At 72.3% G+C, this 13,556-nt stretch carries 11 protein-coding genes; 6 read left to right on the forward strand and 5 right to left on the reverse strand.

The window, feature by feature from the left end; genetic code table 11:
* Positions 1 to 3: 3 nt before the first annotated feature.
* The 3 genes from ACI2K4_RS17440 to hisF all read left to right on the forward strand — a co-directional run bounded on the left by ACI2K4_RS17440 (position 4) and on the right by hisF (position 2,285).
* On the forward strand, positions 4 to 429 hold the full coding sequence (locus ACI2K4_RS17440; protein ID WP_404512463.1) for an organic hydroperoxide resistance protein: 426 nt from the start codon (positions 4 to 6) through the stop codon (positions 427 to 429).
* Positions 426 to 1,427, forward strand: coding sequence for an NADP-dependent oxidoreductase (locus ACI2K4_RS17445; protein WP_404512465.1), 1,002 nt, complete (start codon positions 426 to 428; stop codon positions 1,425 to 1,427). Before ACI2K4_RS17440 ends, ACI2K4_RS17445 begins: the two co-directional genes overlap by 4 nt.
* Positions 1,428 to 1,514: 87 nt before the next feature.
* Entirely contained in the window at positions 1,515 to 2,285 is a 771-nt protein-coding gene (hisF, locus tag ACI2K4_RS17450; protein WP_404512467.1) for an imidazole glycerol phosphate synthase subunit HisF, read from the forward strand.
* A gap of 122 nt (positions 2,286 to 2,407) precedes the next feature.
* Here the strand turns inward: hisF and ACI2K4_RS17455 are convergent, their stop codons facing one another.
* Complete coding sequence (locus ACI2K4_RS17455) at positions 2,408 to 2,866, reverse strand: hypothetical protein (RefSeq protein ID WP_404512469.1); 459 nt, start codon at positions 2,864 to 2,866, stop codon at positions 2,408 to 2,410.
* Between the two features lie 103 nt (positions 2,867 to 2,969).
* The gene (locus tag ACI2K4_RS17460) at positions 2,970 to 3,635 is read right to left on the reverse strand and encodes a YitT family protein (RefSeq protein ID WP_404512471.1); all 666 of its coding nucleotides are present in this window, start codon (positions 3,633 to 3,635) and stop codon (positions 2,970 to 2,972) included.
* Between the two features lie 60 nt (positions 3,636 to 3,695).
* Between ACI2K4_RS17460 and ACI2K4_RS17465 the strand changes: the two genes are divergently transcribed.
* The gene (locus ACI2K4_RS17465; protein WP_404512473.1) at positions 3,696 to 5,156 is read left to right on the forward strand and encodes a PLP-dependent aminotransferase family protein; all 1,461 of its coding nucleotides are present in this window, start codon (positions 3,696 to 3,698) and stop codon (positions 5,154 to 5,156) included.
* A gap of 66 nt (positions 5,157 to 5,222) precedes the next feature.
* Here ACI2K4_RS17465 and ACI2K4_RS17470 read toward each other — a convergent pair whose 3' ends face one another.
* The 3 genes from ACI2K4_RS17470 to ACI2K4_RS17480 all read right to left on the reverse strand — a co-directional run bounded on the left by ACI2K4_RS17470 (position 5,223) and on the right by ACI2K4_RS17480 (position 9,394).
* Complete coding sequence (locus ACI2K4_RS17470) at positions 5,223 to 7,049, reverse strand: AMP-dependent synthetase/ligase (protein WP_404512475.1); 1,827 nt, start codon at positions 7,047 to 7,049, stop codon at positions 5,223 to 5,225.
* Between the two features lie 366 nt (positions 7,050 to 7,415).
* Positions 7,416 to 8,369 (reverse strand): terpene synthase, encoded by a 954-nt coding sequence (locus ACI2K4_RS17475; RefSeq protein WP_404512477.1) that lies wholly within the window; start codon positions 8,367 to 8,369, stop codon positions 7,416 to 7,418.
* Between the two features lie 395 nt (positions 8,370 to 8,764).
* Complete coding sequence (locus tag ACI2K4_RS17480; protein WP_404512479.1) at positions 8,765 to 9,394, reverse strand: TIGR03085 family metal-binding protein; 630 nt, start codon at positions 9,392 to 9,394, stop codon at positions 8,765 to 8,767.
* A gap of 351 nt (positions 9,395 to 9,745) precedes the next feature.
* Between ACI2K4_RS17480 and ACI2K4_RS17485 the strand changes: the two genes are divergently transcribed.
* Together ACI2K4_RS17485 and ACI2K4_RS17490 are read left to right on the forward strand one after the other, a co-directional pair.
* Complete coding sequence (locus ACI2K4_RS17485; protein WP_404512974.1) at positions 9,746 to 11,734, forward strand: ABC transporter ATP-binding protein; 1,989 nt, start codon at positions 9,746 to 9,748, stop codon at positions 11,732 to 11,734.
* On the forward strand, positions 11,731 to 13,524 hold the full coding sequence (locus tag ACI2K4_RS17490) for an ABC transporter ATP-binding protein (RefSeq protein ID WP_404512482.1): 1,794 nt from the start codon (positions 11,731 to 11,733) through the stop codon (positions 13,522 to 13,524). The genes ACI2K4_RS17485 and ACI2K4_RS17490 overlap by 4 nt, the downstream gene beginning before the upstream one ends.
* Positions 13,525 to 13,556: the final 32 nt, after the last annotated feature.

The following is a 13,556-nucleotide window of genomic DNA, read 5'->3' on the forward strand; positions in this document are numbered from 1 at the left end:
GCGATGAAGGTGCTCTACACCGCCGAGGCGCAGTCGACCGGCGAGGGCCGGGGCGGCCGGGTGCGTACCAGTGACGGGACCTTGGAGATCGACCTCGCGGTGCCGAAGGAGATGGGCGGCGAGGGCGGCGGCAGCAACCCCGAGCAGCTTTTCGCCGCCGGTTACGCGGCCTGTTTCCACTCCGCGATCAAGCTCGTCGGACGCCGGGTCAAGGCCGACGTCACCGGCTCGGCCGTCAACGCCGAGGTCGGCATCGGCCGGGCCGACTCGGGGGGCTTCGGTCTCGCCGTGACGCTCGTCGTCGACCTGCCCGAGGTCGACCGGGCCGACGCCGAGCAGCTCGTCGAGCAGGCCCACCAGGTCTGCCCGTACTCCAACGCCACGCGCGGCAACATCGAGGTCGTATTGCGGGTGGGGCAGGCCCGGTGAGCCGGGCCGGTCGGGAGGTCCGCCTGGCCAGCCGTCCGCACGGCTGGCCCACCCCGGAGAACTTCGACCTGGTCAAGGTATCGGTGCCGGATCCCGGACCGGGTCAGCTCCTGGTCCGCAACGTGTGGATGTCGGTCGACCCGTACATGCGGGGGCGAATGGACGACCGCCGGTCGTACAGCCCGCCCTACGCCCTCGGCGAGGTGCTCGACGGCGGCGCGATCGGCGAGGTGGTCAGCAGCGAGACCGACGCGTTCCGACCCGGGGACCTGGTGCGGCACGGCAAGGGCTGGCGGGAGTACGCCGTACTCGACGAGCGGGCGGCGCAACGGGTCGACCAGACGGTGGCGCCCGTGTCGGCGTACCTCGGGCCGCTCAGCGGGATCGGGCTGACCGCGTACGTCGGGCTGCTCGACGTGGCCGCCCTCCGGCCCGGCGAGGCCGTTTTTGTCTCGGCTGCCGCCGGTGCGGTGGGCAGCCTCACCGGTCAGATCGCGAAGCTCAAGGGCGCCGCCCGGGTGGTCGGCAGCGCCGGCTCGGACGAGAAGGTGGCCCGTCTGCTCGACCTGGGCTTCGACGCCGCGTTCAACTACCGCGCTCAACCGGTACGCCGCTCGCTGAAGGAGGCCGCGCCGGAGGGGATCGACGTGTACTTCGACAACGTCGGTGCTGATCATCTGGAGGCCGCGATCGCCTGCATGCGCCTCAACGGGCGGGTGGCGATCTGCGGCATGATCTCCCAGTACAACGCGACCGAACCGGTGCCGGGCCCGCGCAACCTGTCGCTGGCCGTCTCCAAGCGGCTGACCCTGCGTGGCTTCCTCCTGTACGACCACCTCGGGCGGCGGGAGCAGTTTGTCGGCGAGATGTCCGAGTGGCTCCGGTCCGGCCAGATCCGCTACCACGAGACGGTGGTCGACGGGCTGGAGAACGCCCCGGCGGCGTTCCTCGGCCTGCTGCGCGGAGAGAACTTCGGCAAGATGCTGGTACGGCTCTGAGCCACCGACCCGGCTCGCTCGGCGGACCGGGCTGAGCCGCCCGCCCGGCCCGGTCGGCGGACCGGGCCGGGCGGCTAAGCTCGGACCATGACGGTGGCGGTACGGGTGATTCCCTGTCTCGACGTGGACGCCGGGCGGGTGGTCAAGGGGGTCAACTTCCTCGACCTCCGGGACGCGGGCGACCCGGTCGAGCTGGCCGCCGCGTACGACCGGGCCGGCGCGGACGAGTTGACCTTCCTCGACGTCACCGCCTCGGTCGACGACCGGGGCACCATGCTCGACGTGGTCCGCCGGACCGCCGAGTCGGTCTTCATCCCGCTCACCGTCGGCGGCGGCATCCGCCAGGTCGCCGACGTCGACACCCTGCTGCGGGCCGGCGCCGACAAGGTCGGGGTCAACACCGCCGCGATCGCCCGGCCGGAGCTGCTCGCCGAGATCGCCGACCGGTTCGGCCGGCAGGTGCTGGTGCTCTCGCTGGACGTCCGGCGGGCGCCGGACGGCGGCACGCCGAGCGGCTTCGAGGTCACCACCCACGGCGGTCGACGGGGCACCGGACTGGACGCGGTCGACTGGGCCCGGCGCGGCGCCGAACTGGGCGCGGGCGAGATCCTGCTCAATTCGATGGACGCCGACGGCACCAAGGCGGGCTTCGACCTAGCGCTGATCCGGGCGGTGCGGCAGGTGGTGGAGGTGCCGGTGGTGGCGAGCGGCGGTGCCGGCGCGGTGGGCGACTTCCCACCGGCGGTCGAGGCGGGCGCGGACGCGGTGCTGGCGGCGAGCGTCTTCCACTTCGGCGAACTCGCCATCGGTGAGGTCAAGGACGCCCTGCGGGACGCCGGGCACCCGGTCCGCCGATAGCCCCCGGGCCGCGCCAGCGGTCCGGGTACGTCACCAGGCTGACCTCCCCGACCGGTCCCGCCGTCCTGGCCCGGTCCCGCCGTCGTGGTGCGGTCCGGCCGTCCTGGCCCGGTCCCGCCGTTCTAGCGCGGCCCGCCCTCGGGTGAGCGTCGGGGGCGCGGCGCGCTGGTGCGGGCGGCGAACTCCTGCACCGCCGCCGCGTGTTCCTCCTCGTCCAGGTCCCAGTCGGTGAAACCGGGCTCGGTCCGCCGGGTCAGCACACCGTGCACGGTCTCGACCGTGGTCGCCAGCCCGCCGTGCGGGCGGGTGCGCCAGAGTTGCTCGCCGGCCGGGGTCACCCGGAACCAGCCGTCCACCACGTTGATCAGCCCGGCACCGGCGAGCCGCCGGACGGCCGCCTCGACCTCGTGCCGGGCCGGAATGGCGTGGTTGAGATGGTCGGCGGTGGAGAGCACGTCGGCGAGGCGCACGCCCTCCGGTCGCCGGGTGGTTGCCGAACGTCGGTGCCGTCCGGCGCCTCCGGCGATCACCAGCGACACGAAGATCCAGGCGTCTGCCCAACGCCAACCCTCTTCCCCCATGGGGAAATGATGCCGTGTGATCGCCGTTCAGGGAACCATTGCCGGGGCTGTGTTTCGCGCCTCATTCCGTTCACCCGGGCAACCGTGGCGCAGCGAACCGCGTCTATGCCGGTCCGGTGCCGGCGGCGGCCGGCCGACCGGGTACGGGACCGCCGGACCCGCTCGGCGGGACCTGGAACATCGGGATGAACAGGTGCGCCAGCGGCCCGATCGCCAGCGCGTACGCCACCGTGCCGAAGCCGACGGTCCCGCCGAGCAGCAGCCCGACCACCAGCACGGTCACCTCGATGCCGGTCCGGACCAGCCGGATCGAACGGCCGGGGCGACGGGCGACGTACCCGGTCATCAGCCCGTCCCGGGGACCGGGGCCGAGCCTGGCCCCCAGGTAGAGACCGGTGGCCACCCCGTTGAGCAGGATCCCGGCGACCAGGAACCCGATCCGGGCGGCGAGCGCGGAGGGGGTCGGCAGCACCGCCTGGGCCGCGTCCACCACCAGCCCGATCACCACCACGTTGCTGACCGTGCCGATCCCGGGGCGCTGGCGCAGCGGGATCCAGAGCAGCAGCACCACGGCGCCGACCAGGATGACGACGGTGCCGAACGAGAGCCCGGTCCGCTCCGCCACGCCCTGGTGGAAGACATCCCAGGGATCGAGGCCGAGGGTCGACTCGATCATGAGCGCCATGCTGAAGCCGTACACGGCCAGTCCGATGTAGAGCTGGACGAGCCGCCGGGTCAGCCGGTCACGGAGGTTGCCAATCGGGGTCACGGATGCCACCCTAAGTACCAATTCGGCAGCCGGGAGAGAGCCAATCGGGGGTAGGTGGCCATGACAGTCCTGGTCCGTGGCACACAATTGGCCCGGTTGCTCGGTCAGTGGCATGCCCTGCCCGGCCGTCGGCGCAGTCCGGACTACCTCGCCCTGGCCAGCTCCGTACGCGGACTGCTCGCCGACGGCCGGTTGGCACTGGGCGTACGGCTGCCGGCCGAACGGGAGCTGGCCGAGGCGTTGACGGTCAGCCGTACCACGGTCACCGCCGCGTACCGGGAACTGCGCGAGAGCGGCCACCTGAACAGCCGCCGGGGTGCCGGAAGCTGGACCATGCTGCCCGGCGGCCACCGGGTGGCCAGCTCCGGCCTCTGGACCCCGCAGGACGACCTGGACATGATCGACCTGGGCTGCGCCGCGCTCTCCGCACCGGCCCAACTCGTCCCCGCCGCCCGCGCCGCCGCCGAGGACCTGCCCCGCTACCTCGGCGGCGCCGGTTACCACCCCACCGGCATCGTCGAACTGCGCGACGCGGTCGCCCGCGCGTACACCGTGCGCGGACTGCCCACCAGCGCCGAACAGATCATGGTCACCAACGGCACCCAGCACGCCCTCGACCTGGTGCTGAGACTGACCCTGCCCAGCGGCGGCAGCGTCCTGGTCGAGTCCCCGACCTACCCGAACGCGCTGGCCGCGCTGGCCGCCCGCCGGGCCCGCATCGCCACCCACGGCCTGGCCCCGGACGCCCCCGGCTGGGACGGCGAACTGCTGCTCAGCGCGTTGCGCCAGAGCCGGCCCCGGCTGGCCTACCTGATCCCGGAGTTCCAGAACCCGACCGGACACCTGATGTCGGCCGACCTGCGCGAGCGGGTGGTCGCGGCGGCCCATGCCGGCGGCACCGACCTGGTGGTGGACGAGTCCTTTGTCGACCTGCCGCTGACCGGCACGCCGATGCCGCCCCCCGTCGCCGTTTCCGACCGGCACTCCCGGGTGATCTCGATCGGCGGGATGAGCAAGCCGTACTGGGGTGGGCTGCGGATCGGCTGGGTACGTGCCTCCGCGCCCCAGGTGCAGCGGCTGGCGGCGGCCCGGGTCGGCGTGGACATGGCCAGCCCCGTGCTGGACCAGCTCGTCGCCGTACGCCTGCTCGCCGACGGGGAGGCGATCGTCGCCGCCCGGCGGGCCCAGCTCGCCGCGCAGCGCGACGCCCTGCTCGCCGCGTTGCGCGAATCGCTGCCGGACTGGCGGGTGATCGTGCCGAGGGGCGGCGTCACCCTCTGGGCCGAACTGGACGGGCCGATCTCCAGCGCGCTGTCCCGGGCCGCCGAGGAGGTCGGCGTACGCCTCGCGCCCGGTCCCCGGTTCGGCCTGGACGGCACCCTGGAACGCTTCCTGCGCCTGCCCTTCACCCTGCCCGCCACGGAGCTGGTGGAGGCGGTGCACCGGATCGCCACCGTCCGCTACGACCTCGACCGGGCCACCACCCGCCCGTCCTGGCGCGAACCCGCCGTCATCGCCTAGCTGCTGGGTAAGGAAGGGCCCCTTCCTTACCCAGCCCCCGGCCGGGGGAGCGGCCGGGGGCGGGGATCAGATCTCGGCGAGGCTGCCCTGGTACAGCTCTTCGATCTCGTCGGCGAAGCTGGTCTCCACGGCGCGGCGCTTGATCTTCAGTGACGGGGTCAGCTCGCCGTCCTCGATGGTCAGGTCGCGGGGCAGGATCGCCACCTTCTTGACCGTCTCCCAGCGGTTCAGCTTGCCGTTCAGCTCGGCCACGTACCCGTCGACCATCGCGCGGACCTCGGGCGAGCCGACGATCTCCGCGTACGGCTTGCCCGCCAGCGGGCCGCCGACGGCCCAGGCGGTCATCGCGTCGGGGTCCAGGCTGACCAGCATCACGCAGTAGTTGCGGGCCTGTCCGATCACGACCGCCTGCGAGGTGTACGGGCAGAGCGCCTTGAACAGCCCCTCGATGTGCGACGGCGCGATGTACTTGCCGCCGGACGTCTTGACCAGGTCCTTCTTCCGGTCGGTGATCTTCAGGAAGCCCTGCTCGTCGAGGGAACCGATGTCACCGGTACGGAAGAAGCCGTCCTCGGTGAACGCGGCGGCGGTCTCCTCGGGCAGGTTGTGGTAACCCCGCATCACCGGCGCCCCGCGCAGCAGGACCTCGCCGTCGGTGTCGATCCTGCACTCCAGGTCGCCCAGCGGCTGACCGACCGTACCGATCCTGAGGTGGCCGGGGCGGTTGACGAAGTTGCCCGCGCTGGTCTCGGTCAGGCCGTACCCCTCGGAGATCGGCAGGTTCGCGGCGGCGAAGAAGGCGCCGATCTCCGGGCTGAGCGGAGCGGCTCCGGAGACCAACACCCGGATTCTGCCGCCCAGGCGGGCCTGGAGCTTGCTGAAGACCAGCTTCTCGGCGAGCCGGTAACGGAACGCGAGCCCGCCCGGCACCGGCTTGCCGGCCTGCTCCAGCACCACCTTCTCCTTGCCGGTCCGGACCGCCCAAGAGAAGATCTTGGCCTTGGCGCCGCCGCCGGACTGGGCCGTGGTGACCGCTCGGTTGTAGACCTTCTCGAAGACCCGGGGCGCGCCGCACATCAGGGTCGGGCGGACCACGCCGAGCAGGTCGACCAGCTTGTCCACCCGGCCGTCGACATAGGTGGGCAGACCGACGTGGATCACGCCGCAGATCAGCGTCTTGCCGAAGGAGTGCGACAGTGGCAGCCAGAGGTACTGGAGGTCGTCCGGCCTGAGCAACTCGAACTCGGCCTGGCGTACGCCCTCCCAGACCCAGCCGGTGTGCAGCAGCTCGACGCCCTTGGGGCGCCCGGTGGTGCCCGAGGTGTAGATCAGGGTGGCCAGGTCCTCCCCCTTGATCTCCGCGACGATCCGCTCGATCAGACCCGGGTCCTCGTCGAGCACCTGCGTACCCTGGATCTCCAGGTCGGCCAGGGTGAGCTGGGGTACGGCGGCGGCCGGGTCGGCGGTACCGTCGATCAGGATCACGTGGGCCAGCGCGGGCAGGTCCGCCCCGGCGATCTTGCCGGCCTGGGTGGCGTTCTCCGCGATCAACACCCGGGAGCCGGAGTCGGCCACGATGAAGCTCGCGTCCTCCGGCTCGGTTGTCGGGTAGACGGTGGTGGTCGCGGCCCCGGCGCACATCACCCCGAGGTCGGCGACGACCCAGTCCAACCGGGTGCTGGCCAGGATCGCCACCCGCTCCTCCCGACCGACGCCGAGCGCGTGCAGCCCGGCGGCGATCGCCTTGGCCCGCTGGCCCACCTGTGACCAGGTCAGCCAGACCGGTCCGGAGTCGTCCGGCGCGGGGTAGCCGAACGCGTCCAGGTCGGGGGTGGCCGCGATGCGCTGCAGAAGCATGTCCGGGACGGACCGGTACGGGAGGTCGAAAGCCATGAGGGGGGTCAGCCTTCCGAATATGGGTACGTGACGGGCATCACGTTAAATGTTGGTTACCGCAGAGTATTGCCACGGGTGCGGCCTCGGCTACCCCCGAAGTGACCGGGTCTGTCGATGGCCGAACATCCGGTCCCGGGTGGTCCGGACGGCTTGTCGTGCGGAAACCTCGATATAGAGAAGTGAGGATGTTACGCGATCGACCGATTTGGATTCGTCCGGTCTCGATGGATGGACGGAGCCGGCGACGGGTACGAATGGAACGGGCGGGAAGTAGGCTTCCCGCCCACTTCCCGCCCGGCTGTGCGACGTACCCGTCAGTCGTCGGAATTCCGTTCCGACCGGGCACCCGGCTGGTGCACCCCGTCAGGCATACCGGCTGGCGTTCATGGACCAGTCGTAGGTGGCCCGGATCCAGGCCCGTCGCCCGGCGACGAACCGCTCGACCGCCGGCTCGGCGCCGTCCAGCAGGGACCCCTCCCACTCCAGGTACGTCTCCAGCCCGGTGTTGAACCGACCGGCCGCCTCGGTGAGCGCGGTCTGCTCGTCCTGCCCGTTCTCCCGCGCGATCACCAGGGTCAGGTTGTGCCCGTCCTGCTCCAGTCGCCGCTCCTTGCCGTACGAGAAGACGTCGTTGCACCAGCAGACCAGGTCGGCGGCGAGCCGGTCCAGTGCGGACAGTCGCGGGTCGGCCAGCTCCGACCAGCCCGGACGGGCGTCCCGGGCGTGGTCGGTGAGGGTGAAGCTGGGATGTACGGCACCGGTGTGCCGTCGCATCTGGACGTACTCGTCCACCGCCGGCACCCGGTGGTGCTCCCGGTTCGCGGCCTCCCAGAGCAGGGCGAGCAGGTAGTCGCGGAACTGGGCGGTGAAGCGTACGAGCAGGTCCGGCTGGCCGCTTTCGCGCAGCCGCCGGCACAGGTCGTGCAGTGCGGCACCGGTCGGTCCGGCGGCGGTCAGCAGCCCGCTCGGTGCGTCGCCGCCGAGCAGGTCCAGCACGTCGAGCAGTCGGCTCACCACCGGGGAGAGCCGCCCCGGGTCGGCGCCCAAGCCGTCGTCGTCGCAGGCGTCGTCGAAGGCGAACAGCCAGGTGATGAGATCGGTCAGCAGCCCGAGTCGTTCCGGCGCCGCGTCCGGGCAGGTCCGCCCGGCCAGGTCACCGGCGTTCGCCCGGTCCAGGCGTCGGGCGGCGTCGGAGGTCACGATCAGGCCGAGTTCGGTCGCCCAACGGGCGGACCGGCGCGCCGCCTCGGCCGCGTGCGGATTGAGCCGCGCCGGAAACGGTGGCGCGATGAGTGCCACCACGGCGAAGGACCGCATGTTGCCCCCTGTCGCGCGATGCTCGTCGCGACAGGCGGTGGTCGGGCGTCGAGACGCGCGCGGCAGGCTGGCGACCGTCCAGTACGGACGATGCGGCCGCGTCGACCACGACCGGTGGCACCAGGGGGTGTGCCGGTAACGCCCCTTGTCACCCAACCGCCCGTGACCCGCCGCATCGGGTCCGCGCCGTTGACGTTGATCGAGAGGTGGACCGGACACCGCGGGCCGCCGGCCGTGTGGTGTCCGGGAGAGGTGCGGATGAAGCCTACGGGCACCGGGCGACGAGTAGGGTGCCGCGTGGGGCACAAGTTGCATCCCGTGCGGCGAACCGTCGACCGGAGGCGTCCGGTGGCACCCCTCGTGCGGTGGCCGGACCGGCGCCGCAGCCGGCCGGGTCAGGCGCCGAGTTTCTTGGTACGCAGGCGTTCGGTCAGCGTGGCCGAGCCGGTCAGTTGGACCCGGGCCACGCGTTGCCGGCCCATCAGGAAGACCGCCAGCTCGCCCGGAGACCCGACCAGGCGTACGGGTTCCCCGCCGGCGCCGCTCGACGCCTCGCCGTGTCCGGGTGCCTGGACCAGCAGCGCGGCCGGGAAGCGACGCAACGACATCCGCGCCATCATCCGTACCTGCTTCCAGAGCGCGCCCTGGTGCTCCGGCGACAGGTCCCGGGGCTGCCAGTCGGGCAGGGCCCGCCGGACGTCCTCGTGGTGGATGTAGAACTCCATGCTGTTGGTCAGCTCGTCGAGCCAGGGGTTGCTCACCGGGCTCCACCGGGGCGGGTGGCGCAGCAGGTCGATCAGTTCGGGGTACGGGCGGGTCGCCGCCGCCCGCAGCAGCCGCTCGGTGTGACCGCTCAGCGGCCGGAACACGATGCCCAGCGCGGCGTCCGGGCGCCGGTCCCGGACCACCAGGTGGGCGGCGAGGTCACGGGTGGCCCAGCCCTCGTTGATGGTCGGCCCGTCCGGGCCGAGCGTGACGAGGAGGTCGGCGAGGGACTGGCGTTCCGATTCGGCGTACCGCGGCATCTTTCGATCGTAGGCGCCGTCGATCCGAGGCCGCCCGACACCGAACCGCCGATCCGCGCGACGATGGGTGTGACCGCCACCACAATCGGACCCAGATCGTCACCGACCACTCTTATCGGTAAGGATGTGGTGGACACCGGTCGGTAAGGATTAGGTAGACACCGGTGGCTTACGGCGGGGGAGCGAGTGGCGACCAGGACAAGTCGGGATGTACTCAACCGGGGACTGCGGGTGCTCGGGCACGCGATCCGCGAGGAACCAAGGATCTTCGCCCTCTCGGTGAGCGGCAGCGTGCTCTTCGGGCTGGTCACCATCGCCAGCGCGTACGTGGTCGGCGCCATCGTCGGCGAGGTGGTCGTGCCCTCGCTCACCGAGGGCCGGGCCGACGCCGCCCTGGTGGCGCTCGCCGCCGCCGCGCTGGTCGGGGTCAGCCTGCTCAAGGTGCTCGGGGTGTTCGGGCGCCGGATCGCCGCCGGTTACATGCAGTACCGGCTCCAGGCCACCTACCGGCGTCGGGTCACCCGCCGCTACCTCGACCTCCCGCTGGCCTGGCACCACCGACACGCCACCGGCACCCTGCTCTCCAACGCCAACTCGGACGTCGAGGCGACCTGGTACCCGATCGCGCCGCTGCCGTTCGCCGTCGGCACCCTGGTGATGCTGGTCGCCGCGATCGGCTCGCTGTTCTTCACCGACTGGGTGCTCGCGATGGTCGGGGTGGCGATCTTCCCGGCCCTCTTCGCGCTCAACGTCGTCTACTCCCGGCGGATGGCCCCCCGCCAGGCCCGGGCCCAGCAACTGCGGGCCGAGGTCAGCGCGATCGCGCACGAGAGCTTCGACGGTGCGCTCGTGGTCAAGACGATGGGCCGGGAGGCGCAGGAGACGGCCCGGTTCGCCGACCGGGCCGGCGAGCTGCGCGACGCGCTGATCTCGGTCGGTCGGCTGCGCGGCGTCTTCGACCCGATGCTGGACACCCTGCCCAGCCTCGGCACCCTCGCCGTACTGCTGGTCGGGGCGTTCCGGCTGAGCCAGGGCGCGGTCACCGTGACCGAACTGGTCAGCGTCGCCTTCCTGTTCACCGTGCTCGCCTTCCCGGTACGCGCGATCGGCTGGGTCCTCGCCGAACTGCCCCGCAGCGTCGCCGGCTGGGACCGGGTGCAACGGGTGCTCACCGCCACCGGCGACATGCCGTACGGGCAGACGGTGCTGCGGCAGCCCGAGGACGTACCGGCCACCCTCGTCTTCGACCGGGTGCGGTTCGGCTACGACCCTCCCGACCCGGACGACCCGGACGCCCCGACCGGTCTCGGCGGCCCACCGGCCGCGCCCGACCCGGACGGGGTGGACGTGCCGGCCGACCCGGTCGGGGTCGACCTGCTGGCCGACCCGGACGACGCCGCCGTCGCGGCCGGGCGGGCCGGTGGCGACGGTCCGGTCACCCCGTCCCGGGACACCTCCGCCCGCATCCCGGTGCTGCACGACGTCTCCTTCACCGTTCCGTCCGGCCGCACCGTGGCGCTGGTCGGGCCGACCGGCTCGGGCAAGTCGACCATCGCGTCGCTGGCCGTACGGCTGGTCGACCCGCAGTCCGGCACGGTCGCCCTGGACGACACCGACGTACGGGCGCTGACCGCCGGTTCGCTCACCGAGACGGTGGCGCTGGTGGCGCAGGTGCCGTTTGTCTTCGACGACACCATCCGGGCCAACATCACCCTGGACCGGCCGGGCATCGGCGACGACGACGTGTGGGCCGCGCTGCGGCTGGCCGAGGCGGACGGCTTTGTCGCCGCCCTGCCGGACGGGCTGGACACCGCCGTCGGCGAACGTGGCACCTCGCTCTCCGGCGGCCAACGGCAGCGCCTCACCCTGGCCCGCGCCCTGGCCGGCCGACCTCGCCTGCTCGTCCTCGACGACGCGACCAGCGCGGTCGACCCGAGGGTCGAGGCGGCCATCCTCGCCGCCCTGAGCCGGAGTGGTCCGGCCGGTGATCCGGGGGCCGGTGGCCCGGACCCGGGCGGGTCCGATCCGGGCGGGTCGGGCGGCGGGCGGTCGGCCGCCTCGATCCTGGTGGTCGCCTACCGCCGGGCGACCATCGCGCTGGCCGACGAGGTGATCTACGTGGAGCAGGGCCGGGTGATCGCCCGGGGCGCCCACACCGAACTGCTGGCCACCGTGCCGGGCTACGCCGACCTGGTCACCGCCTACGAGAAGGCGGAAGCCGAACGCGAACGGGAGAAGGCGTACGTGGAGCAGTCGGCCGACGCCGAACCGACGACGGGCGGCCCGGCCGGGACCCGCGCCGCCGTAGCCGACGACGACGTGAGCGAGGTGAGCGCGTGAGCACCGACGCGGCGACCGTGGCCGGCACCGAACCGACCGAGGGGACCTGGCGTACGCTCCGGCGTGGTCTGGCGCTCTCGCCCGAACTGCGCACCGGGCTCGCCGGCACCCTCGGCTTCGCCCTGGTGTCGATGATCGGCCGGGCGGCCGTACCGGTGGCGATCCAACAGGGCATCGACCGTGGTCTGCGCGCGGCCGGCGGCCCGGACCTCGGCGTGGTCGGTGCCGTGGTCGCGCTGACCGCCGTGGTGCTGGCCCTGACCACGGTCTGCGGCTACCTGATGATGCGCCGGCTGTTCACCGTCAGCGAGACCGCGCTGGCCGGGGTACGCACTCGCGCGTTCCGGCACGTGCACGACCTGTCCATGCTGCACCAGCAGTCGGAGCGGCGCGGCTCGCTGGTCTCCCGGGTCACCAGCGACGTCGACCAGATCACCCAGTTCCTCCAGTGGGGCGGGGTGATCCTGCTGATCAGCGTCGGCCAGGTGGTGGTCACCGCGATCGTGATGGCGGTCTACTCCTGGCAGCTCACCCTGGTGGTGTTCGCCGCGTTCATCCCCGCGCTGCTGGTCATCCGGGCCTTTCAGAAGCGGCTGGCCAAGGTCTACGGGCTGGTCCGGCAGCGGATGGGCGCGCTGCTCGCCGCGATCGCGGAGAGCGTGGTCGGCGCCTCCGTCATCCGCGCGTACGGGGTCTCCGGCCGGACCGCCGCCCGGATCGACGAGGCGATCGACGGTCAGCGCCAGGCCCAGCAGAAGGCGATCCGGACCAGCGTGGTGAGCTTCTCCACCGGCGAGATCTCGGCCGGGCTGGCGCTGGCCGCGGTGGTCGTGCTCGGCGTACGGCTCGGCGTCGACGGCACGCTCAGCATCGGGCAGATCACCGCCTTCCTGTTCCTGGTGACCCTCTTCATCCAGCCGGTGCAGATCGCCACCGAGGTGCTGAACGAGGCGCAGAACGCGGTCGCCGGCTGGCGCCGGGTGCTCGACGTACTCGACCTGGAGCCGGACGTGGCCGACCCGGGCGAGCAGGGCGTCGACCTGCCCCAGGGGCCGATCGAGGTGCGGTTCGCCGACATCGGCTTCGCCTATCCGGGCGGCCCGCCGGTGCTGACCGACATCGACGTGGAGATCCCGGCGAAGAGCCGGGTGGCGGTGGTCGGCGAGACCGGCAGCGGCAAGACCACCTTCGCCAAGCTGCTCACCCGGCTGATGGACCCGAGCGACGGTACGGTCCTGCTCTCCGGCGTACCGCTGGACCGGGTCCGGTTCTCGTCGCTGCGCTCCCGGGTGGTGATGGTCCCGCAGGACGGTTTCCTGTTCGACTCGACCGTGGCGGAGAACGTCCGCTTCGGTCGGCCGGGCTGCTCGGACCAGCAACTGGCCACCACCTTCGCCGAACTCGGGCTCGCCGACTGGGTCGACGGGCTGCCGGACGGGCTGCACACCCGGGTCGGCGAGCGGGGCGAGGCGCTGAGCGTGGGCGAGCGCCAGCTCGTCGCGCTGGCCCGCGCGTACGTGGCCGACCCGGACCTGCTCGTGCTCGACGAGGCGACCAGCGCGGTCGACCCGGCGACCGAGGTGCGGCTCCAGCGCACACTGGACGCGGTGACCCGGGGACGTACCACGGTGGCGATCGCGCACCGGCTCTCCACCGCCCAGGCCGCCGACGAGGTGATCGTGGTCGACAAGGGCAGAATCGTGCAGCGCGGCCCGCACGACGAACTGCTCCGCGACCCCACCTCCACCTACGCCCTCCTCTACGCCTCCTGGCTCGAACAAACCCGCTGAGGGGTAAGGAAGGGCCCCTTATTAACGCATAG

Source organism: Micromonospora sp. NPDC050397 (assembly GCF_044901685.1).
In the GTDB taxonomy this organism is placed as follows: domain Bacteria; phylum Actinomycetota; class Actinomycetes; order Mycobacteriales; family Micromonosporaceae; genus Micromonospora_G.